Here is an 18526-nt window from a genome sequence, read left to right as displayed (position 1 = left end):
CGGCCCCCGTTAAAGCGGAATGGACCGGCTCGACCATCATCGTCAAGCCGGCCCGACCCGATGTAGCGATTGTCAGTAGAGCCCGCCGCCGCCCGACTGGATGGCCTGGTTGGCCTGCGGCGACAGCGCCCCGCCGGTGGCGTTGGAGCCGTCCGCACCCATGCCGATCACCCAGTAGCTGTCGGCGGGACCGGTACCCGGCTTGAAGGCTTCGATGATGGTTCCGGCGTCACCCGCGTTGGCTCGCATGCCGGTCTTGCGATTGATCGCAATCAGCTTCATGCCGTCCGGAACCTTGAAGTCGACATTGGGCGTGCCGTCCAGCGCCACGCGCATGAAATCCTTGAAGATCGGCGCGGCAAGGCCGCCGCCGGTCGCGCCCTTGCCAAGGCCTTTCGGCTGATCGTAGCCCATATAGAGGCCAACAACGAGGTTCGGCGTATAGCCGATGAACCAGGCATCCTTTTCGTCGTTGGTCGTTCCGGTCTTGCCGGCGATGTGACGGCCGAGCTCGTTGATGGTGGCGCCGGTGCCGCGTTGCACGACGCCCTCCATCATCGATGTGATCTGGTAGGCGGTCATCGGATCGAGCACCTGCTCGGAATTGTCGACCAGCTCCGGCTCTGGCTGGTTCTGCCACTCGGCGGCGTTGCAGTTCGAGCAGCCGCGTTCGTCCTGCCTGAAGACGGTCTTGCCGTAGCGGTCCTGGATGCGGTCGATCAGCGACGGCTTGATCGACTTGCCGCCATTGGCCATGATCGAATAGGCCGACACCATGCGCATCACCGTCGTCTCGCCGGATCCCAGCGCCATCGGCAGATACGGCGCCAGGTGATCGTAGACACCGAAACGCTCGGCATATTCCACGACCAGCTTCATGCCCATGTCGTTGGCAAGCCGCACCGTCATCAGGTTGCGCGATTTCTCGATGCCGGACCGCAAGGTCGCCGGGCCGGCCACCGTTCCGTCGTAATTCTTGGGCGTCCAGGTCGTGTTGCCGCTCTGGATGGTGATCGGCCCGTCCATGATCACGGAGGCGGGCGTATAGCCATTGTCGAGGGCGGCCGAATAGACGATCGGCTTGAACGACGATCCCGGCTGGCGCATAGCCTGCGTCGCCCGGTTGAACTCCGACTGCGCGTAGGAGAAACCGCCGACCATGGCCAGGACGCGTCCGGTATGCGGATCCATGGCGATCAGGCCGCCTTCCACTTCGGGAACCTGGCGCAAGCTGTAGCTGTTGTCCGAGCCGTCGTTCTTCTGCACAAAAATCACGTCGCCCGGCTTCAGCACGTCGGCCGGCGACTTCGCCTTGACGGTCCTGCCGTCGACGACGTGGCGCATGGCGAAGCTCATGTCTTCCTTGCTGACGGTGCCTTCGACGCGGTCCTTGACGATTTCGCCGGAGATCTGGCGCGTCGGCTGCAGGCCGATGGACAGGCCGGTGGCCGAGCTGTCGAGCACGACGGCGAGCGACCATTCCGGCACATCCTCTAACCGCTTGACGTTGCCCAGCGGCACACCCCAGTCGCCGGAAACGTCGATGCTCGTGACCGGCCCGCGGTAGCCGCGCAGCGTGTCGAACTTCATAAGTCCGTTCTGCATGGCCTTGCGGGCAATCAGCTGCATCTTCGGATCGAGCGTCGTGCGGACGGAAAGGCCGCCTTCGTAGAGCGCATTCTCGCCGTAGCGCGCGATGATCTGGCGACGCACTTCCTCGGTGAAATACTCCCCGGCGAAGAGATAGTTGCCGGTGCGGCGCGGCGTGACGCCGAGCGGCTCGGCCTTGGCCTTCTCGCCTTCCTCATGCGTGACGTAGCCGTTCTCGACCATCTGGTCGATGACCCAGTTGCGGCGCTCCAAGGCGCGATCGGCATGCTTGAAGGGATGGTAGTTGTTCGGCCCCTTCGGCAGGGAGGCGAGATAGGCGGCTTCGGCCACGGTGAGCTCGTTCACCGATTTGTCGAAATAGGTGAGCGCAGCACCGGCGACGCCATAGGCGCCGAAGCCGAAGAAAATCTCGTTGAGATAGAGCTCGAGAATGCGATCCTTCGAGTAGGCCTGCTCGATGCGGAAGGCGAGGATCATCTCCTTGATCTTGCGCTCGTAGGTCTGGTCTGAAGACAACAGGAAGTTCTTCGCCACCTGCTGGGTAATCGTCGAGGCGCCGACCTGGCGCTTTCCCGAACCAACATTCTGCAGGTTGACGACAATGGCCCGGCCAAGGCCGGTCACGTCGATGCCGGGGTGATTGTAAAAATTCTTGTCCTCGGCCGACAGGAAGGCCGCCTTGACACGATCCGGGATCGCCTGAATCGGCAGATAAAGCCGCCGCTCACGCGCATATTCGGCCATCAGCGCGCCATCCGACGCGTGGATGCGGGTCGTCACCGGCGGCTCGTATTTGGCCAGCACCTCGTAATCGGGCAGGTCCTTCGACAAATGGCCGATATAGATCGCCACGCCCGCCGCGACCAAAAGGGCCAGCGTCGTGCCGATGCCGAAGAAATAGCCAATGAGACGAATCATACCCGCTCCAGTCCTTGGTTCGGGAATTTCCTAAACGAAGCCGCCCTTCACGCAAGCTTTCGGGACGATCCCAAACCGTAATCGCAAAATCCATGTCGCGACCATGTGGGCAAAATACGGCAGCGCGGGATTTCGGTTTCGAATGCCGGAAATAAAAGCACAGGGTGTTGTCGCCGTGCAACGCTGCTTCAGGTTGTGGGCGCCGGCGGACATTTCAGCCTCCGGCCCCCGTTCCGCTCTTGGCCGAAGCAAACAGGGCAACGGCGTTGGTTATGCTCTGGGTCGCCTTGTTGCGCCAATCGGCGCTGAGCAACTGCGCTTCGTCCTTGGCGTTCGACAGATAGCCGAGTTCGACCAGCACGGATGGAACGTCCGGCGCCTTCAGCACCTTGAAGCCGGCAGAACGCTGCGGGTTGTTGATCAGACCGACGCTGGTGGAAAGCTGGCCGACGAGAGTATGGGCGAAGCTCATCGAAAAATTATGCGTCTCGCGGCGGATCAGGTCGATCAGGATATCGGTCACTTCCTTGCTGTCGTCCTTGATCTCCATGCCGGCGAACTGGTCGGAAAGATTTTCACGGTCGGCAAGCGCCTGCGCCTCGGGATCGGAAGCCTTGTCGGACACGGTGTAGACGGTTGCGCCGCGAATGCCCTTGAGGCTGATCGTGTCCGCATGGATCGAGATGAGCAGGTCGGCCTCATGCTGGCGGGCAATGCGCACGCGGTCGTCGAGCCGCAGGAACTCGTCCGTTTCGCGCGTCAGGAACACGTCGTATTTGCCGCTGGCGGCGAGCTTGTCGCGCAGTTCCATGGCAAAGGCGAGCGTCACGTTCTTTTCGACCGTACCGTTCAGGCCCTCGGCACCGCCGTCGATGCCGCCATGGCCGGGATCGACGACGACGGTGAAACGATGGCCCGGATTGGAGACCGGCCCGGTACCGACCCTGCCGGCCTTGTCGGCGGAGACCGTCGAACCGGTGGTCAGCGCCTGATTGGCGAGCGCTGCGTCGAATTCCCGCTGCGAGGCCGCCGACATGTCGATGGCGATCCGGTAGCCGTTGCCGTCACCGTTCTTGAGCACGTCGAGATTGTCGACGGCGAACGGTCCCTTGCCGGTGAGAATCAGCCGCGATTTCCCCTCGCCGAGTTCGCCGTAACGCACGGCGCGGACAAGGCCGCGCGGCTTCACATCCTTGGCATTGAAGGCGAATCTCGTGGCCGGCAGATCGATGACCAGGCGATCGGGGCCGCGCAGCAGGAACCATTTGATGTCGGGCTCGCGGTCGAAATTGATGACGATGCGCATCTTGGTGGCATCGCCGGCCATCTTGTAGCTTGTGGCACCAAGCGGTGCGTCGGCAGCACGCGAAAGCGGCGAAAAGACCAGGCAAGCCAGGATCAGCGACAGCAGGCAGACGGTACGGAAGAACCAGCCTCCATGATGACGGCCCTTGTCTGCGAAGCCTGCCAGTCCCATCTTTCTACCAATCGCTCCCGTTTTGGCGTCATGCCCGATCGCTTGTCGAAGTGCCCTGTCGCTTGTCAAAGTGCCGGCAGACCGCGAACTCGATTAACGATTGGTATCCAGAGAAGGTTAACCAAGCCTTTTCATGGAAGGCTTGGGACCGGGGCTTCCGCTGCGGAACGGCTTTTTGCCGGCATCGGGAATCGGGGTTGCCTTCCAACCCGCCAAATCATAAAAGCGATGGTGGATCACTGCAATCCTGGAACCGTCCTCCTCCGCAGCTTCCTGCTACAGGTCAGACGCAAGACGGCTCCTTTCGCTTCAGGCGAAGAAGGCATCGGTGATCGCGACGATTTTCGCAGGCGTGCTCCCGTGGCGGGGGAATCGCCTGCGTGAGCAAAACGGCCGGGATTGTCCCGTGCCGGCTCTGTATGAGCAAACAAGCTGGTCCGGTTTTTCCCGGGCTTTGGTTCAAAAGGTTCTGCTGGTGACGATGGCTTCAAGCGCAATCATGGAAAGGTCCGCAACAAACCGCGCCACTACGGCTGCGGGCGGCACCGCCATGGCGCTCAGGCAGCGGCCGGCGGACGTTCAATTGTCCGGCACCCATGTTCCAGGTCCACGGCAGCGGGCATTGCCTCGCAAGCTGCGGCCGACGGCTGCCGGGAGGAAACGAAATAATGCCCAACAAAATGCTGATAGACGCCTCCCACCCGGAGGAAACACGCGTTGTCGTCGTTCGCGGTAACCGTATTGAAGAATTCGACTTTGAATCCCAGGACAAGAAGCAGCTCAAAGGAAACATCTATCTCGCCCGCGTAACGCGCGTCGAACCTTCCCTTCAGGCAGCCTTTGTCGAATATGGCGGCAACCGTCATGGTTTCCTCGCCTTCAGTGAAATACACCCCGACTACTACCAGATTCCGGTCGCCGACCGTCAGGCGCTGCTGCGTGCGGAAGCACAGGAAGCCCAGGACGAAGAGGACGAGGAAGCCGCCGAAGGCGAGGACCGCCAGAGCCGCGACCGTGGCAAGCGCGGACGCCGGCGCGGCGGCAAGAGCCGCGACCGCGGCGAGCACAGGCGCGAGGCAGGCGCGGCCGACGGCGAGAATGGCGAAGATGCCGTCGCAGAAAAGCTGGACGCCGTTGACGACAACACCATGTCCGACATTGCCGGACAGAGCGAGGGTGCCGCCGGGCAGAGCGATGAAGCCGCCGATCGCGGTGAGACCGAGCCGTCCGAAGGCGGTTCGAGTTCCATCGCTGCCAGCGTCGATGCCGACGTAATCTCGGAAGCCGTCCCGCAAGTCGAGGTAAGCGGGCCCGAGACAAGCGGGGCCGAGACAAGCGGCGAAGCAACCTCCGAAGACAATGATCGCGGCATGCTGGAAGAGGTGCAATCCTCGCATCCGGACGATCACGAGGTCGAATCGGTCGGCGCCGAGGACGCGCTGGAAGAAGTGCGCAACCGCCGCAAGCCGGTCCGTCGCCAGTACAAGATCCAGGAAGTGATCAAGCGCCGGCAGATCCTGCTGGTGCAGGTCGTCAAGGAAGAGCGCGGCAACAAGGGTGCAGCGCTGACCACCTACCTGTCGTTGGCCGGCCGCTATTCGGTGCTGATGCCGAACACGGCCCGCGGCGGCGGTATTTCGCGCAAGATCACCAATGCGCAGGACCGCAAGCGGCTGAAGGAAGTGGTCGCCGATCTCGAAGTGCCGCAAGGCATGGGTGTCATCCTGCGTACGGCAGGCGAAAGCCGCACCAAGGCAGAGATCAAGCGCGACTACGAATATTTGATGCGGCTTTGGGAAAACGTCCGCAATCTGACGCTGCAATCCACGGCCCCTGCCCTGGTTTACGAGGAAGGCAGCCTGATCAAGCGCTCGGTGCGCGACCTTTACAACAAGGATATCGACGAGATCCTGGTTTCCGGCGAAGAAGGCTACCGCGAGGCCAAGGACTTCATGCGCATGCTGATGCCGAGCCACGCCAAGGTGGTTCAGCCGTTCCGCGACACGACGCCGATCTTTGTGCGCAACGGCATCGAAGCGCAACTCGACCGCATGCTGCAGCCGCAGGTGACGCTGAAGAGCGGCGGCTACATCATCATCAACCAGACGGAAGCGCTGGTCGCCATCGACGTCAATTCGGGCCGTTCCACCAAGGAGCACTCGATCGAGGACACCGCACTTCACACCAATCTGGAAGCCGCCGAGGAAGTCGCCCGGCAATTGAGGCTGCGCGATCTCGCCGGCCTCATCGTCATCGACTTCATCGATATGGAAGAGAACCGCAACAACCGCTCCGTCGAGAAGCGGCTGAAGGATCACCTCAAGAACGATCGTGCCCGCATCCAGGTCGGCCGCATCTCGCATTTCGGCCTGATGGAGATGTCGCGCCAGCGCATCCGCGCCAGCGTGCTGGAATCGACGATGAAGCCTTGCCCGCATTGCGGCGGCACCGGCCATGTGCGCTCCGATTCGTCGGTCGCGCTGATGGTGGTGCGGGCAATCGAGGAATTCCTGCTCAACGATTCGCGCAGCCACATCACGGTGCGGACGCCGGCGGCGACCGCGCTCTATGTGCTCAATCACAAGCGCGGCACGCTGGTGGAATTCGAGCATCGCTTCGGCGTGACCATCACCATCGAAGCCGATGACGCGGTCGGTGCACAACACTATGCCATCTTCCGCGGCGCGCTGGCCGAAAAGCCGGAAGGCTTTGTCGAGGCGCGCACGTTCCCGGCCTATGTCGAGCCGGAAGAACCCGAGGACGAGATCGTCATCGAAGAGGAAGACGAGGCACCGGTGCAGGCCGAGCAGCCACGCCCTGCCCAGCAGCCGCAGCAGCCAAGGTCCGGCGAGGACGGCGAAGGCCGCGATCGCAAGCGCCGCAAGCGCCGCAGACGGCGCGGCGGCAAGGATCGTGAACACGGGGATCGTGAACACGCGGACCGCGAACATGGCGCTGCTGTGGAAGGTGCTTCCGTTTCGGCGCCGACGGACGACGCCTTCGTAGCCGCGGGCGACCAAGGCGCCGAAGCGGAACATGAAGCGCCGGCAGGTGTTGTGGCCGAAACGGCGGAAGCGGCGGACGACGGTCACGGCAAGAAGCGCCGGCGCGGCAAGCGCGGCGGCAAGCGCAATCGCCGTGAGGACGGCGAGGACGGCTTGGAAGCTGCCCCCGGCGAACCAGCCGCCATGACGGAAGGTGCCGTGTCGGAAGCAGAGCCCGTAACCGGCGAGCCGGAAGGTGCGCCGCCGGCCGAAGAGCTTGCGGTGCTCGCTCCGGCGAACGACGACATGCCGAGCGCCGAAAAGCCGAAGAAGCCGCGCCGTACCGCCAAGCCGAAGAAAGTTGCGGCGGAAGCAGTTGCCGAGATTGCGGGCGCCGAGACATCGGCTGCCGGGGCCGCCTCCGTGGCTTCCGGCGAGACCGCTGCGCCGCCTTCGCAGGAGACTGAAGTGGCGGCTGCCGAGGAAACGCCGAAGGTCCGGCCGTCGCGGCGCAAGCCGGTACCGGTGGATGCTCCGGTCGTGCCGGTCGTCTCCTCGATCGTCCCGGACGAGGCAAAGACCGACGAGGCAAAGACCGAGGAAGCAAAGGCCGAGGACAAGCCGAAGCGTGCCGGCTGGTGGCAACGGAAGGGCTTTTTCTAAGCCTTTCCGTGCATTAGCCAGACTTTCTGAAAAAAAATCCCGCGCTGCCGATCGGCTGCGCGGGATTTTTTGCTCCAATTCAGGCGACGACACTATGGCGCGAAGATCGACCAGTTCATCATCTTCGCCAGTTTTTCCAGCGCGATCGAACCCAGCCTGGAATTGCCGTTGGCGTTGAGGCCTGGCGACCATACGGCAAGCGAGGCGACGCCCGGCACGATCCCCAATATGCCGCCGCCAACGCCGCTCTTGCCGGGAATGCCGACGCGGAAAGCGAAGTCGCCGGAGCCGTCATAGTGGCCGCAGGTCAGCATCATCGCGCCGATGCGGCGGGCGCGCTCTGCCGACACGACGGAATGCCCGGTCGCCGGGTTCTTGCCGCCATTGGCAAGGAAGCGGCCGGCCAGGGCCAGTTGCCGGCAGCTCATGGCGATAGCGCAATGGTGGAAATAGACGCCCAGCGCCAGTTCCGGCGCATGGTGGAGATTGCCGAACGATTTCATGTAATTGGCAAGCGCGAAATTGCGAAAGCCGGTGGCGCGTTCGGACGCCGCGACCTCGCGGTCGATGACGATGGTGTCGTCATCGGCCAGGAACTGGATGAAGCGCAGGATCTCGCCGATCGCCTCGCGCGGCTGATGGCCGGCAAGCAGGATGTCGGAGACGACGATGGCGCCGGCATTGATGAATGGATTGCGCGGAATGCCGTTCTCGTGCTCGAGCTGGACGATCGAGTTGAACGGATTGCCCGAAGGTTCGCGCCCAACCCGCTGCCACAGCGCGTCGCCGACATTGCCGAGCGCCAGCGTCAGCGTGAACACCTTTGAGATGCTCTGGATCGAAAACGCCTCGTCGGCGTCGCCCGCGGTCAGCACGCGGCCGTCATTGGTCACCGCGGAAATGCCGAATTTTTTCGAATCGATCTTGCCGAGCTGGGGAATATAGCTGGCGACGTCGCCGCGATCGGTACGCTCCGCCATTTCGGCGGCGACCTCGCGCAACGCCTGTTCGAGTTGAGGCGCCTGTTCAAGCTCCGGCATCGTCGCCCCCGCTACTTCAGCCAGCGTTCGATACGCGCCATCGCCTCGACCATGTCGTCGTGGCTGCCGGCATAGGAAAAGCGCATCGTGCGATGGCCTTGCAGCGGGTCGAAATCGCGGCCCGGCGTCGCCGCCACATGCGCCTCGGCAAGCATCCGGCGCGCAAACGCCATGCTGTCATTGGTGTGCCTGGTGACGTCGCAGAAGGCGTAGAACGCGCCGTCCATGGGCGCGGCCAAAGCAAAGCCGAGCTCCGGCAGGCGTTGCATCAGGAGCTCGCGGTTCCAGGCATAGCGCGCCTTCACCGCTTCCAGCTCTGACGTCGCCTTGAATGCCTCGATCGCGGCAATCTGGGACAGTTCGGGCGGCGAGATGTAGAGGCTTTGGGCGATGCGCTCGACTGGCCGCACCAGTTCCTGCGGCAGCACCATCCACCCGATGCGCCAGCCGGTCATGCAATAATATTTCGAGAAGGAATTGATCACCGTCACATCCGCGCCGAAAGCAAGCGCCGTCGTGTCGGGCGCCGCATAGGCCAGCCGGTGGTAGATTTCGTCCGAGATGATGGCGATGCCGAGCTCTTGCGCCGTCTCGACCAGCGCCTCGAGATCGCCGGCGGGAATGACCGCGCCGGTCGGGTTGGCCGGGCTGGCGAACAGCACGCCCTTCAGCGGTTTTTCGCGGTGCGCGGCTTGCAGGTGCTCGGCATGCAGATAGGCGGCGCCGTCCAACTCGATCTCGGCGATGTCGATGCCGAGCGCGGCCATGATGTTGCGATAGGCAGGATAGCCGGGCGCAGCGATGGCGACGCGGTCGCCTGGATCGAACATTGCCAGGAAAGCGAGGTTGAAGGCAGCCGACGATCCGGTGGTGACGGCTATCCGCTCGGGCGAAACGTCAAGCCCGTAATGCTCGCCATAATGCGCCGCGATCGCCTTGCGCAGGCCGGCGAGGCCCAGCGCGTCGGTATAGCCGATGCGGCCTGCCTTCAAGGCATTGGCCGCCGCTTCGCGAACCCCGGCCGGCGCCGGATCGGAAGGCTGGCCGACGGCCATAGAAACGACCGGCAGGCCCTTGGCTTTCAGCCGATTCGCCTCGGCCAGGATGTCCATGGCATGGAACGGTTCGACCGCGCCGCGGCGCGAAAGCGAAACAACCATTTTTCAATCCACCACACTTGTCCACACGTGCCGGCCATGCTGGCCGCGCCGCACAAATGCCCGATTGGTGTGGGGATCACAAGTTCGGTAAGTTTAGGCTGCCGACTTTTCATCCTTCGCCCACTCGTCTACCAGTGGACCTGCCATGTTGAGCCGACCCAAATCGACGATCGCCAGGACAGCGCGCGCCCTCGCGATGCTTTCGCTTGCCGTGGTGGTCGCCATAGCCGGCTCGGTCAATGCCTTTGCGCAGAATGTGCCGGTTGTGCGCGATGCCGAGATCGAGGCGCTGGTGCGCGATTACGCGCGGCCGATCTTCAAGGCGGCGGGCTTGTCGGGCGACGCCATCAACATCGTGCTGGTCAACGACCAGAGCTTCAACGCCTTTGTTGCCGGCCGCCGGCTGTTCATCAACACCGGCGCGCTGATGACGGCCGAAACGCCCAACGAGATCATTGGCGTCATTGCCCACGAGGCCGGCCATATCGCCGGCGGACACCAGCAGAAATTGCGAGAACAGCTCGAGCGCGCCAAGACGATGGCGATCCTGGCGACGCTGCTTGGCGCCGGCGCCATGGTGGCCGGCGCCACCAGCAACAGCCGCGGTCTCGCCGGCGCCGGCATGGGCGTGGTGGCCGGCGGCGGCGAGATGGCGCAACGCAGTATCCTCGCTTATCAGCGCACCGAAGAGATGACCGCCGACCGTTCGGCGATCACCTATCTCAATGCAACCGGCCAGTCCGGCATGGGCATGCTGAAGACGTTTGGCCGCTTCCAGAACGCATTGTCGCTCTCGGGCGCGCAAGTCGATCCCTACAGGATCAGCCATCCGATGCCGCAGGAGCGTATCGCCAATCTCGAAGTGCTGGTGAAGCAGAGCCCTTACGTCGACAAGGTGGACCCGCCGGCACTGCAGCAGCGCCACGACATGATGCGCATAAAGATCGCCGCCTACATGCAGGGCCAGGCGGCGGCGTCGCGATTGATGCGCAAGAACCCCGGCAGCGTCGCCTCACGCTATGGCGACGCGCAGATGACCTATCTGTTCGGCAATCTGGCGTCGGCGCTCACCAAGACCAACGCGTTGATCAAGGAACAGCCGAAAAATCCCTATTTCCAGGAATTACGCGGCGACATCCTGATGAAGGCGAACCGGCCGAAGGATGCGGCGGACGCCTATGCCAAGTCGGTCAGCCTCGATCCGGCGCGATCGGGGCTGCTGCCGGTCTCTTACGGCCAGGCACTGATGGCGATCGGCACGCAGGATTCGCTGAAGAAGGCGGTGGCGCAGATCAACACCGGCCTCGGACGGGATCGCGAAAACGCCGCCGGATACCGCTATCTGGCACAGGCTTACGGGGAACTCGGCAACATCCCGGCCGCCGAGCTTGCAACCGCCGAAGGGCATTTCTATTCCGGCGACTACAAGAATGCGAAAATCTTCGCCATGCGGGCGCAGCAGAGCATGAAGCGGGGCGAGCCGGGCTGGCTTCGCGCGCAGGACATTATAAACTACGCACCATCAGGTAAGAAGAAGTGAACCTTTCGGACGCAGGCTGCGACACAGCCAAACCGGGCGGACCCGAACACAGGCAAGAGGATCGAGGATCATGACCAAGGCAATTCTGCTGGGCACTACCGGAGTGGCAGCGGCTCTCGCCATGCTGGCGTTCGGCTTCGTCGCCGGCAATCCGCAGACGGCGAAGGCCGGCACGGCACAGCTTGCCCAGACGACGTCCTCAGGTACCAAGCTCGACCGTGCCGAAGTCGAAGGCATCGTCCGCGACTATCTGCTGAAGAACCCGGAAGTGCTTCTGGAAGCCCAGCAGGCACTCGAGGCCAAGCAGAAAGAAGAACAGCGCGTCGCCAGTCTCGGCGTCATCAAAGACGCCAAGGACCAGATCTTCAATTCCTCATTCGACGGTGTTGTCGGCAATCCGAACGGCAAGGTCACCATCGTCGAATTCTATGATTATAATTGCGGCTACTGCAAACGCGCCATCGACGACATGCGCGCGCTGACCAAGGCCGATCCGGACCTGCGCTTCGTACTCAAGGAGTTCCCGATCCTCGGCCCGGATTCGCAGAAGGCGAGCGTCGTCTCGATGGCCTTCCATTTGATGAAGCCGGAGAAATACGGCGAATTCCACAATGCGCTGCTCGGCGGCCAGGGGCGCGCCACCGAGGCGGCGGCGATCAAGGTGGCGCTGTCGCTCGGCGCCGACGAGGCGGCGCTGCGCGAAAAGATGAAGGACCCGAGCATCACCGAGGCCTTCTCCAAGACCTATGACCTCGCCACCAAGCTCGCCATCACCGGAACGCCGTCCTATGTCGTCGGCAACGAGGTGGTGTTCGGCGCGCTTGGCCAGGAAGTGCTGGCCGAAAAGATCGAGGCGGCGAAGGCCGCGCTCTGATCAGCGTTCGGGTTTCGATTAGGCTGCGGGTTTCCGGCACGGGCCGTTTTCCGGCTGTTGTGGACGGCGAAAGAACGCACTTGCGCTCTTTTCGCCAGCGTCTATGCCCATTATAGAGGGTCCGGCGCGCCGGCTTAGCCGCGCCGGGAAAGGTCGGCATTTTTTGAAAACGGTTTTCGTCCTGAACGGCCCCAATCTCAACGCGCTCGGCAAGCGCGAGCCGGGCATCTATGGCGGCAAGACGCTTGCCGCGATCGCCGACGACTGCAAGCAGGCAGGTGCCGCACTTGGGCTGGAGATCGATTTCCGCCAGTCGAACCATGAGGGCGACCTCGTCGACTGGATCCACGAGGCCGCCGACAAGGCCGCCGCAATCGTCATCAATCCGGGCGCCTACGGCCATACCTCGATCGCCATTCACGATGCCATCCGCGCCGTCGCGCCGCTGCCGGTGGCTGAGGTGCATCTCTCCAACATCCACGCGCGGGAACCATTCCGCCACGTCTCCATGGTCGCGCCGGTCGCCGTCGGCATGATCTGCGGGTTCGGGCCGCTCGGCTACACGCTGGCGCTGCAGGCGCTGGCTGCACGCCTATGACCGGCCAACAAACAGAAGGCTCGAAAATGTCGATAAAGAAGAACGGTGTTGACCAGCAGCTGATCCGCGATCTGGCGGGCATACTGAACGACACCAACCTGACCGAGATCGAGGTCGAGCTGGGCGATCTGAAGGTGCGCGTCTCGCGGCAGGCGCCGGCCGTCCATGCGGTCGCCGCAGCTCAGCCGGCCTATGCCCCGGCAGCCGCGCAGCCCGCGGCAGCGGCCGCCCCGGCGACGCCCGACGTGTCGAAGAACGCCGTCGCCTCGCCGATGGTCGGCACCGCCTATCTGGCACCGTCGCCGGACGCCAGGCCGTTCATCGAAATCGGCCAGAAGGTCAAGGAAGGCCAGACGCTGCTGATCATCGAAGCAATGAAGACGATGAACCAGATCCCCTCGCCGCGCGCCGGCACGGTGACGGCGATCCTGTTCGAAGATGCGCAGCCGGTCGAATATGGCATGCCGCTCGTCGTGATCGAGTAGAGCCGGGAACAGGCGAAAGATGTTCCAGAAAATCCTCATCGCCAATCGCGGCGAAATCGCCCTCAGGGTGCTGCGCGCCTGCAAGGAGCTCGGCATCCAGACGGTGGTGGTGCATTCGACCGCCGACGCCGACGCCATGCATGTGCGTCTCGCCGACGAGAGCGTCTGCATCGGCCCGCCGCCGTCGCGCGACAGCTATCTCAACATCCACCAGATCGTCGCCGCCTGCGAGATCACCGGCGCCGACGCGGTGCATCCCGGCTACGGTTTTCTGTCGGAGAACGCCAAGTTCGCCGACATCCTCGCCGCGCACAACATCACCTTCATCGGCCCGACCGGCGACCATATCCGCATCATGGGTGACAAGATCGAGGCCAAGCGTACCGCAAAACGCCTCGGTATTCCCGTGGTGCCCGGCTCCGACGGCGCGGTCACCGAGGACAAGGAAGCCAAGCGCATTGCCGCCGCGATCGGCTACCCCGTGATCATCAAGGCATCGGCCGGCGGCGGCGGGCGCGGCATGAAAGTGGCGCGTAGCGAGGCCGATCTCGAGGTGGCGCTGCAGACGGCACGCTCGGAGGCGGGTGCGGCCTTCGGCGACGACGCAGTCTATATCGAGAAATATCTGCAGAAGCCGCGCCATATCGAAGTGCAGGTGTTCGGCGACGGCGCCGGGCGCGGCGTGCATTTCGGCGAGCGCGACTGCTCGCTGCAGCGCCGCCACCAGAAGGTCTGGGAAGAAGCGCCCTCGCCGGCGCTCAATGCCGAGGAGCGCGCGCATATTGGCGGCGTCTGCGCCAGGGCGATCGCCGATCTCGGCTATTCCGGCGCCGGCACCATCGAATTCCTCTATGAGGACGGCGAGTTCTATTTCATCGAGATGAACACGCGCCTGCAGGTCGAACATCCGGTGACCGAGGCGATCACCGGCATCGACCTCGTGCACGAGCAGATCCGCGTCGCCTCGGGCGGCGGGCTTTCGGTGCGCCAGGAGGATATCCGCTTCCACGGCCATGCCATCGAATGCCGCATCAATGCCGAGGATCCGCGCACCTTTACGCCCTCGCCGGGCACCATCACCCATTTCCACACGCCGGGCGGCCTCGGTATCCGCGTCGATTCCGGCGTCTATTCGGGCTACAAGATCCCGCCCTACTACGACAGCCTGATCGGCAAGCTGATCGTGCACGGCCGCAACCGCGTCGAATGCATGATGCGGCTGCGGCGCGCGCTCGACGAATTCGTCGTCGACGGCATCAAGACGACGCTGCCACTGTTTCGCGACCTCGTTGGCAACGCCGACATCGCCAATGGCGACTACGACATCCATTGGCTGGAAAAATACCTGGCCGAAGGCGAGTGATACAGGGCGAAGCGATGACCCGTCCCTACGCACCCGGTTATCGCATCCCGACCGACCTTTTGCTCAAAGCCTATGCCTCCGGCGTCTTCCCGATGGCCGAAAGCGCCAATGACCCCGAAGTATTCTGGGTGCGGCCGGAGACGCGCGGCATCATTCCGCTCGACGGGTTCCACATACCGAAAAGCCTGAGAAAGACGATCCGCAAGAACCTGTTCGAGTTCCGCATCGATTTCGACTTTGAGGCGACGATCGAGGCCTGCGCTGAAAGGCGCGAGGAACGTCGGTCGACGTGGATCAACGCGCCGATCCGCGAAGCCTATATCGAGCTGCATCGGATGGGCCATTGCCATTCGGTCGAGGCCTGGCACAACGACCGATTGGTCGGGGGGCTCTACGGCGTATCGCTCGGCCGCGTGTTCTTCGGCGAGAGCATGTTCGCCAGGGAGACCGACGCGTCAAAGGCCTGCCTGGTTCACCTCGTCGAACGCCTGAGGGCGCGTGGCTTTGCACTGCTCGATACGCAGTTCACCACCGAGCATCTCAAACGCTTCGGTGCAATCGACGTGCCGCGCGGCAAGTACGAGAAGATGCTGGCCGAGGCGCTGAAGGGCGAGGCTGTGTTTTTTCCATAACCTGGAATGGCTCATCGTTTCACAGAAACGCAATTCGGGACGGAAAGCCGTTCACACTTCCTGGAATTGCTCTTGCGGCCGGTCAGCCTTTTGCTGCCGTCACCAGCGGCGTCTGTGCGTGGAACATCATCTTCCAGCCATTGACGCGGTGGACATAGCCGGTGCTGACCAGCGCCGCATAGGCTTCGCCATCTTGCCGCGTCGCACGCGCCTCGTAGGTCAGCATGACGATGTCGCTGCCCGGCTCGATGATGCCCTTGAGGTCGATGTCGAGATCGCGCCAGCGGTTCGGGTCCGTGGCAGTTGCGGCCAGATCGGTATTGCTCATCACCCGCGCCATCTGCGGGAAGGCCACCAGGCAGTCGGTATCGGCATTGGCCTTGAAATAGTCGGCACCGCCGGTCCAGAATCCCCTTTCGATGTCGAGAAGTTCGTTCTTGTTGGCCATCATCATGGCAACCTCCTCCGTAGAGAGGCACCAACGCTCGGGCAACGCGGCGGTTCCGCAGGGCGCGGTATGCGCCGCGCACTGACAGATTCTAGTTGGTTTTGGGGGCGGCGGGTGCCGGCACGTCGGACTTCTGCTTGCAGCCCTTCAGCCAGATATCATAGACGGCATGCTCGACGGCGTTGATCCCGGGGCTTTCGGCAAACATCCAGCCGGTGAAGATACGGCGTATTTTCCGATCGAGCGTGATCTCGTCGACCTCGACGAACGAATCCGTCTTCGGCTCTTCGTTTTCGGGCCGCGAATAGCAGATGCGCGGCGTCACCTGCAAAGCGCCGAACTGAACCGTCTCGTCGATATAAACATCGAAGGTGATGATACGGCCGGTGATCTTGTCGATGCCGGCGAATTCAGCGACTGGATTGGTGATGCGCTCGGATACTGCCGGTGCTGCAGGCGCCACCGACGCGTCCGGCGCAGGCGGCGCCAATTCCTGCGCAGTAGCGAGCGCCACCATAGAAGCGAGAACGACCGCGGTTAATCCGCCCGTCAAAATTCGGCTGAACATGCTCATGCAAGGTCCGGTGGTTTGCGCCCGGGTGATTCTCTTAACGCCAAGGCTAGTTGCTGCTGTCGGATCAGCAAACAGCTAAACAGCAATTGTGGCGACAAAGGACCGCCCTCGTGGGACCGCTCCCCGTGGGGACCGCGCGCGTGTCGCGGCGATCGATCACGAACCAGGCGTCCAGGCGTCGTAGTCGCCCGTCACCTGCGGACGATGCTGGTTGGTCAGCACCGAGCCTTTCGGGCGATAGGCCGCGGGGCTGCCGGTGAGGTTCGGCACATGCGGCTTTTGCCAGTCGCGTGGCTTGTAGTCTTCGCTTGGCGGCGCAAGGTCGACACGATGATGGATCCAGCCATGCCAGCCGGGCGGAATCGCCGAGGCTTCCGAATAGTCGCGGTAGATGACCCAGCGACGGGTGCGGCCTTCCGAATCGACGCCGCCCTCATAGTAGACGTTGCCGACCTCGTCCTGCCCGACCTTCTTGCCGTGCCGCCAGGTGTGGAAGCGCGTTCCCAATGTCTGGCTGTTCCACCAGGTGAAAAACTGCAGAAGGAAAGTCTTCATCCAAATCCTCGTGGCAAGTCCTTGAAGCAAGTCCTCGCGGCGGCTGCGGCGCCTGTTCCTGCTTATGGCGTCACGGCATTGCGAAGGCAAGGGTCTTGCCGCACCAGGCGAGCAAATGGCTGACGGGAAAGCAATACGTTCATGCTATTTTCGCGGCCGTCCGAAGCAGATGAAATAGGTTGTTGGCAACCTTACGCAGCGTTATTCTAGCAGTTGAAGCTTCGTTGCCTCAAGGACGGCAAATGAGAGGGGCTCATGTCATCGCTGGCGGGCACGGCCGGTCGCGCATTGCCGCAGGTCGTTGAGGCGATCTACGATTCGATTGCCGACGTCGACCGCTGGCAGGCGACACTCGAGGCCATCTGCAATCTGGCGGAAGGCCAGCTTGCCATGCTCGCCGTCATCGACACGATCAGCAGCTCCGCGCGATTTTCGGTGTCCTGCGGCGATCCCGCAGTTCTTGAGCCGTTGAAGCATGACTACGGCTCGCAAGTGCCGTTCTATGCGGCGGTTCCCAAGATGGAGATCGACGTGCCGTTCACCGTCGATTCGATCTACGCTTTGCAAGGCCCGGATACGCGACAGAGATGGCTCGAAAGCCGCATCGTGCGCGAATGGGTGCAACCCAACCGCCTAGACGATTTCTTCTGGGTGGCGTTGATGAAGCGGCCGACCCGGATCGGCACGTTGATGGTGGTGACCGACAGGGACAGGCGCCAGATTTCCCGCGAGGATCTCGAGCTTGTCAGCCTGCTGGCACCGCATGTGCGGCGCGCGGTGACCATCGGCGACCTGTTCGAAGCCGAGCGGCGCAAGGCGGAAATCTTCCGTTCCATCATCGAAAGCCTCGACCATCCGGTGCTGATCGTGGCCGAAGACATGACCATCATCTTCGCCAACCCGTCAGCCGAAGCGCTGCTCGCCGAAAACATCTCGGTCGCTTGCGTGCGCGGACAGCTTTCCTTCACCTATGCCAACGCCAACGCCGCAATCGGCCGTGCCGTCCAGCTCGGCACGCGCGACGAATTCGCGCTCGGACCTTGCGGCATCAACATTCCCCTGGCCAGGACGGTCGTTCCGGCAGTGGCCCATGTCATGCCGCTGGCGCGGCGTGAAATCTCGGCGCGCATCTCGCAACGCGCCGCCGCAGCGATCTTCATCGCCGCGGCCGGTTCGACACCGACCCCGGCGCTGGACGCCATTGCGGCGCTGTTCGGACTGACCGCGGCAGAAAGGCGAGTCGCCGGTCACGTTGCCGCCGGCCTGACGCGAAAGGAAATTGCCGCGGCCGGCGGCGTCTCGGACGGCACCGTCAAGTCGCAGCTGGCGACGATCTTCGACAAGACCGGTACCGGCGATCAGCGCGAGCTCGAACTGTTGATGCGCGAATTGTCACCGCCGTTGCGCTCCAGTTGATTTTGCTCAGGTTCCCCGGACCGGCAGCGGTCCAAAAGACTCGGCCGGTAAGTTTTTCAAACCTTTGACACCATCGTCCGCAAAATCTGGGAAACGAAACCGGCATCGTTGCAATTCGGCCAAAATCATGGTGCGGTCGTTCGCGGTCCAGAAACGCGGCACTATGCTCGGCTGGAATGAAAATGGTT

Annotated in this window: 16 protein-coding genes; 8 read left to right on the top strand and 8 right to left on the bottom strand. The window is 63.1% G+C overall.

Going from position 1 to position 18526, the window contains the following annotated elements; genetic code table 11:
* Positions 1-72: 72 nt before the first annotated feature.
* Genes NKH93_RS12615 through NKH93_RS12605 form a run of 3 tightly spaced genes read right to left on the bottom strand, consistent with a single transcriptional unit; the run spans position 73 to position 4006 of the window.
* Positions 73-2529 carry a penicillin-binding protein 1A gene (locus tag NKH93_RS12615; protein WP_352472768.1) on the bottom strand — a complete coding sequence of 819 codons (2457 nt, stop codon included), beginning with the start codon at positions 2527-2529 and terminating at the stop codon, positions 73-75.
* Positions 2530-2559: 30 nt separating this feature from the next.
* The gene (locus NKH93_RS12610) at positions 2560-2742 is read right to left on the bottom strand and encodes a hypothetical protein (RefSeq protein ID WP_352457449.1); all 183 of its coding nucleotides are present in this window, start codon (positions 2740-2742) and stop codon (positions 2560-2562) included.
* 1 nt (position 2743) lies between these two features.
* Positions 2744-4006, bottom strand: coding sequence for an N-acetylmuramoyl-L-alanine amidase (locus tag NKH93_RS12605; RefSeq protein ID WP_352970535.1), 1263 nt, complete (start codon positions 4004-4006; stop codon positions 2744-2746).
* A gap of 668 nt (positions 4007-4674) precedes the next feature.
* Here NKH93_RS12605 and NKH93_RS12600 point away from each other — a divergent pair.
* Entirely contained in the window at positions 4675-7653 is a 2979-nt protein-coding gene (locus NKH93_RS12600) for an Rne/Rng family ribonuclease (protein ID WP_352970533.1), read from the top strand.
* A gap of 92 nt (positions 7654-7745) precedes the next feature.
* Here NKH93_RS12600 and NKH93_RS12595 read toward each other — a convergent pair whose 3' ends face one another.
* Both NKH93_RS12595 and NKH93_RS12590 read right to left on the bottom strand, forming a co-directional pair.
* Positions 7746-8693 carry a glutaminase gene (locus NKH93_RS12595; protein ID WP_352766713.1) on the bottom strand — a complete coding sequence of 316 codons (948 nt, stop codon included), beginning with the start codon at positions 8691-8693 and terminating at the stop codon, positions 7746-7748.
* An 11-nt stretch (positions 8694-8704) separates the two neighbouring features.
* Positions 8705-9853, bottom strand: a complete 1149-nt coding sequence (locus tag NKH93_RS12590) for a pyridoxal phosphate-dependent aminotransferase (protein ID WP_352970531.1) — start codon at positions 9851-9853, stop codon at positions 8705-8707.
* Positions 9854-9998: 145 nt separating this feature from the next.
* Between NKH93_RS12590 and NKH93_RS12585 the strand changes: the two genes are divergently transcribed.
* The 6 genes from NKH93_RS12585 (at position 9999) to aat (ending at position 15345) form a co-directional block, all read left to right on the top strand.
* Positions 9999-11393 carry a M48 family metalloprotease gene (locus NKH93_RS12585; RefSeq protein WP_352501647.1) on the top strand — a complete coding sequence of 465 codons (1395 nt, stop codon included), beginning with the start codon at positions 9999-10001 and terminating at the stop codon, positions 11391-11393.
* 70 nt (positions 11394-11463) lie between these two features.
* Positions 11464-12267: a DsbA family protein gene (locus tag NKH93_RS12580; protein WP_352451092.1), complete on the top strand. Its 804-nt coding sequence runs from the start codon at positions 11464-11466 to the stop codon at positions 12265-12267.
* Between the two features lie 163 nt (positions 12268-12430).
* A complete protein-coding gene (gene aroQ, locus NKH93_RS12575; RefSeq protein WP_023717478.1) occupies positions 12431-12865 on the top strand; it encodes a type II 3-dehydroquinate dehydratase in 435 nt (144 codons plus the stop codon).
* A 26-nt stretch (positions 12866-12891) separates the two neighbouring features.
* Positions 12892-13350 (top strand): acetyl-CoA carboxylase biotin carboxyl carrier protein, encoded by a 459-nt coding sequence (gene accB, locus NKH93_RS12570; protein ID WP_292662508.1) that lies wholly within the window; start codon positions 12892-12894, stop codon positions 13348-13350.
* A 19-nt stretch (positions 13351-13369) separates the two neighbouring features.
* Positions 13370-14713 (top strand): acetyl-CoA carboxylase biotin carboxylase subunit, encoded by a 1344-nt coding sequence (gene accC / locus NKH93_RS12565; RefSeq protein ID WP_023674822.1) that lies wholly within the window; start codon positions 13370-13372, stop codon positions 14711-14713.
* Between the two features lie 14 nt (positions 14714-14727).
* On the top strand, positions 14728-15345 hold the full coding sequence (gene aat, locus NKH93_RS12560) for a leucyl/phenylalanyl-tRNA--protein transferase (RefSeq protein ID WP_352766716.1): 618 nt from the start codon (positions 14728-14730) through the stop codon (positions 15343-15345).
* Between the two features lie 82 nt (positions 15346-15427).
* On the opposite strand, the gene NKH93_RS12555 is transcribed toward aat, so the two are convergent.
* From NKH93_RS12555 to NKH93_RS12545, 3 genes are all read right to left on the bottom strand, one after another.
* Positions 15428-15796, bottom strand: coding sequence for a hypothetical protein (locus NKH93_RS12555; RefSeq protein ID WP_352472795.1), 369 nt, complete (start codon positions 15794-15796; stop codon positions 15428-15430).
* Between the two features lie 88 nt (positions 15797-15884).
* Entirely contained in the window at positions 15885-16367 is a 483-nt protein-coding gene (locus NKH93_RS12550) for a DUF2155 domain-containing protein (RefSeq protein WP_023674819.1), read from the bottom strand.
* A 156-nt stretch (positions 16368-16523) separates the two neighbouring features.
* Positions 16524-16922: an NADH:ubiquinone oxidoreductase subunit NDUFA12 gene (locus NKH93_RS12545; RefSeq protein WP_352970529.1), complete on the bottom strand. Its 399-nt coding sequence runs from the start codon at positions 16920-16922 to the stop codon at positions 16524-16526.
* Between the two features lie 255 nt (positions 16923-17177).
* Here NKH93_RS12545 and NKH93_RS12540 point away from each other — a divergent pair, with 255 nt between their 5' ends.
* On the top strand, positions 17178-18338 hold the full coding sequence (locus NKH93_RS12540; RefSeq protein WP_352472759.1) for a helix-turn-helix transcriptional regulator: 1161 nt from the start codon (positions 17178-17180) through the stop codon (positions 18336-18338).
* Positions 18339-18526 lie beyond the last annotated feature (188 nt).

Origin of the sequence: Mesorhizobium sp. M0954, assembly GCF_040319155.1 — a bacterium.
Taxonomy (GTDB): Bacteria; Pseudomonadota; Alphaproteobacteria; order Rhizobiales; family Rhizobiaceae; genus Mesorhizobium.
This window is presented reverse-complemented; position numbering and strand designations above follow the sequence as displayed.

What these genes read in the sequence shown, in the direction of transcription:
- NKH93_RS12585 (WP_352501647.1), top strand. Translation starts at nt 9,999, where the DNA reads ATGTTGAGCCGACCCAAATCGACGATCGCCAGGACAGCGCGCGCCCTC.
- NKH93_RS12555 (WP_352472795.1), bottom strand. Translation starts at nt 15,796, where the DNA reads ATGATGGCCAACAAGAACGAACTTCTCGACATCGAAAGGGGATTCTGG.
- NKH93_RS12580 (WP_352451092.1), top strand. Translation starts at nt 11,464, where the DNA reads ATGACCAAGGCAATTCTGCTGGGCACTACCGGAGTGGCAGCGGCTCTC.
- NKH93_RS12590 (WP_352970531.1), bottom strand. Translation starts at nt 9,853, where the DNA reads ATGGTTGTTTCGCTTTCGCGCCGCGGCGCGGTCGAACCGTTCCATGCC.
- NKH93_RS12605 (WP_352970535.1), bottom strand. Translation starts at nt 4,006, where the DNA reads ATGGGACTGGCAGGCTTCGCAGACAAGGGCCGTCATCATGGAGGCTGG.
- accC (WP_023674822.1), top strand. Translation starts at nt 13,370, where the DNA reads ATGTTCCAGAAAATCCTCATCGCCAATCGCGGCGAAATCGCCCTCAGG.
- aat (WP_352766716.1), top strand. Translation starts at nt 14,728, where the DNA reads ATGACCCGTCCCTACGCACCCGGTTATCGCATCCCGACCGACCTTTTG.
- NKH93_RS12615 (WP_352472768.1), bottom strand. Translation starts at nt 2,529, where the DNA reads ATGATTCGTCTCATTGGCTATTTCTTCGGCATCGGCACGACGCTGGCC.
- accB (WP_292662508.1), top strand. Translation starts at nt 12,892, where the DNA reads ATGTCGATAAAGAAGAACGGTGTTGACCAGCAGCTGATCCGCGATCTG.
- NKH93_RS12610 (WP_352457449.1), bottom strand. Translation starts at nt 2,742, where the DNA reads ATGTCCGCCGGCGCCCACAACCTGAAGCAGCGTTGCACGGCGACAACA.
- NKH93_RS12545 (WP_352970529.1), bottom strand. Translation starts at nt 16,922, where the DNA reads ATGAAGACTTTCCTTCTGCAGTTTTTCACCTGGTGGAACAGCCAGACA.
- NKH93_RS12600 (WP_352970533.1), top strand. Translation starts at nt 4,675, where the DNA reads ATGCCCAACAAAATGCTGATAGACGCCTCCCACCCGGAGGAAACACGC.
- NKH93_RS12540 (WP_352472759.1), top strand. Translation starts at nt 17,178, where the DNA reads ATGTCATCGCTGGCGGGCACGGCCGGTCGCGCATTGCCGCAGGTCGTT.
- NKH93_RS12595 (WP_352766713.1), bottom strand. Translation starts at nt 8,693, where the DNA reads ATGCCGGAGCTTGAACAGGCGCCTCAACTCGAACAGGCGTTGCGCGAG.
- NKH93_RS12550 (WP_023674819.1), bottom strand. Translation starts at nt 16,367, where the DNA reads ATGAGCATGTTCAGCCGAATTTTGACGGGCGGATTAACCGCGGTCGTT.